General features: G+C 61.0%; 2 protein-coding genes. Both read right to left on the bottom strand.

Translation table 11 applies throughout. From position 1 onward, the window contains the following. Window positions 1-1219: glucoamylase family protein (locus tag EOA75_RS32710; RefSeq protein ID WP_127326126.1), on the bottom strand; the 1219-nt coding region annotated here is incomplete at its 3' end. 54 nt (window positions 1220-1273) lie between these two features. Then, the coding region (locus tag EOA75_RS32705) for a Spy/CpxP family protein refolding chaperone (protein WP_206517110.1) at window positions 1274-1529 on the bottom strand (256 nt) is incomplete at its 5' end.

The following is a 1529-nucleotide window of genomic DNA, read 5'->3' as shown; positions in this document are numbered from 1 at the left end:
AGCATAAGTAGTTTTCGATCATCAGCACGATGGGGCCCTGGTTGATGCCGAAGTGCCAGGGTGACACCCAGAAGCCGTATGAATTGCCGGGCTCTCCCGGATGAGTGGGGTTGAACGCGGCTTTGAAGCCATATCTGTTGAACTCTTTCAGCTTCGCTTGATGGATGCAGTAGCCCAGCGCTTCCAGGACGATCTCCGGGGCGAACGGCAATGAAGCGGCGACCGCCCAGGGCGCGAGCGTGCCGTCATCCGGCCCATAGGGAACGCCACGCCCGACATAGTCGTAGAACTCCCGCTGGATACCATTCAGCTTGAGCGTGGCCGGACCGGGTCCTTCGCTTGCGGTGATGCCCCAGCAACACTCTCGGTAACCGTCGAACTTGCGCGGGTTCATGATGGCATAGCATTGCTGGAGGTAGGTCGCCCGGCGGCTGTTCTCGAAATAGTCGATGCCCTTTTCCCGCATGAAGGCATCCTGGATCCCGCGAAAGTCGATCCAGACATGCGTCAGCTGATGGGTGAATAGAGGACCGGCGTAGAGGTACTCGTAGCTGTAGCAGTTCTCCCATCGATAAGTGGAAGTCCAGGCGGCGTAGCTGCTCTCGGGAAGAGGAAAGGTGGGCGAGCCAAGGCCCATAACGTAGACCAGGAGGGCCTCGTCGTAGCCCTCCCAGCGGTATTTGATGAACCCGTTTTCCGGGGACCAGCCGTGCGTCACTGTCGCGCCCTGGTTCTGTGCCCATGGCCAGTCGGCACGGCGATATAGCGCGTTAGCAAGCGTGCGGATTTCCTGCTCGTCGGCGGTTTCTTGGCCGAAGTAGGCAGCCGCTGTCAAAGCACCCGCCAACAACAGCGCGCTATCGATCGTCGACAATTCGCATTGCCAAGCTCGCCGTCCCGTTTGCATGTCGAGGAAATGATAATAGAAGCCACGGTGCCCCGTGGCGTCCGGCTCGGGTCCGTGGGGGCTCGCCCAGAAGAATCGCAGCGTGGCCAGCGTTCTTGCCACGGCTGCCTGGCGCGCCATGAACCCGCGCTCGACAGCGACGGGATAGCAGGCAAGAGCAAGTCCCGTCGCGGCGATGCTCGCCGGCCAATCGGCGGCGGTCTTGTCGCGGATCAGGCCGTTCGCAGGATTCACCTCGCCCAGGAAGTAGTCGAAGGTTTCGCGCTGCAATTGCAGCAATTCTTCCGTGCGCACGCTCCGCTTCGTTTTCATGGTCTCACCGGCATGCGTGGGCCGTCGCGGTGCCACGCAACGGCCCTTCGGAACTCACATCATGCCCATTGGCGCAGGCAAGAGCAGCTTGTCGGCAACGGCCTTTTGCGCTTCGCTCAACGTTGCGTAGAAGGGCTCCATTGCCGTTTTCAACTGGCGCAGGCCTTCGAGCCGTGCAGAGAGCATTTGCTCGACGTGGTCGATCCTCTTCAGAGGCGTCATGGCGGCAGAGCCAGCGGGCATCATCGCGCCACCCATCCCGGCCATCGCATCTTTTGCGAGCTTGGCATTGTTACGCATTGCATCGGCC

It is taken from the genome of Mesorhizobium sp. M1A.F.Ca.IN.022.07.1.1, assembly GCF_003997575.1.
Lineage (GTDB): Bacteria > Pseudomonadota > Alphaproteobacteria > Rhizobiales > Rhizobiaceae > Mesorhizobium.
The sequence above is the reverse complement of the archived record's forward strand: the minus strand, read 5'-3'. Positions and strand labels throughout refer to the sequence as shown.